Genomic DNA, 894 nt, shown 5'->3' on the forward strand with positions numbered 1-894 from the left:
GGGATGGTTAGCACCAAAAGAACAAATTAAAATTGACTTCTTTAGGAATCTTAGGCAATGGCGTTGGGTAGAGAAAAATATCCCATCATTGAAAACACTTGCCAGCAAGAATATTAAAGAGTGGTATCAGCTTTGGAAGAGTAATGTAGTCTATACATTGGGCTGGGGTTCGAGTTTTACAGTTCTCAATAAGACTGCACCAGATATTAGCAACGGGAGATCAAAAACATTTGAAACGTTATTAGGCTCTGGGGGACAGCTTGAACAGTGGACTGATCAGCCAGGAGAAGGAATACCAGATGTTGGGCGTCTTCTTCAAGGTCTCCCTGCATACAGAAAAGTGACTTCAGGCCTGTCCCATATGGGTAAACCGCTCTTTATTATAGCGGATGCCTGTATTGATATCCGTAACCAAACAGAAGATATTCAAGACCGATTTGTGCACTATCTACATAGTGTTGCAAAAGCTATGCAGGCGAAAGTAGATGTCGGGCTGGCCATAAAATCTCATTATTCCGGTAAACTATCGGTGAAAAGATTATTTAGTGTTGATGATTTTAAAGTTTTATTACGTTACAATGTAACAAGTTATGGGATTATAACAGCTGAGCAGATAAGAAACGTTGGTATGCTTGAAGATAGCAGAATTAAAGGGATGATGGATGACGAGGATCTGGTTGTTATTAGGTCAGAAGAGTTTCAGAAAATTTATGATGAATATATTGAAAGCGTCGAGAAAAAATCGATGGTGGTTAAATAGTGTACTTATTACGCCATGTGCGACTTTTAGGTTTGCATAAGGAGACATGACTGAACCTGCTTTCTGCTATTAAAAGCAGTAAAAAGCAAAAAAGAAGGTTTCAGTCATGCCCGTTGAAGAGTTTATCACTACAG

Annotated in this window: 1 protein-coding gene; it reads left to right on the forward strand. The window is 39.0% G+C overall.

Annotated elements, in window-relative coordinates; translation table 11 throughout:
• On the forward strand, nt 1-760 hold a 760-nt coding region (locus AK963_RS34155; RefSeq protein ID WP_175404750.1), incomplete at its 5' end, for a hypothetical protein.
• Nucleotides 761-894: the final 134 nt, after the last annotated feature.

The sequence above is a fragment of the Endozoicomonas atrinae genome (genome assembly GCF_001647025.1).
GTDB lineage: Bacteria > Pseudomonadota > Gammaproteobacteria > Pseudomonadales > Endozoicomonadaceae > Endozoicomonas > Endozoicomonas atrinae.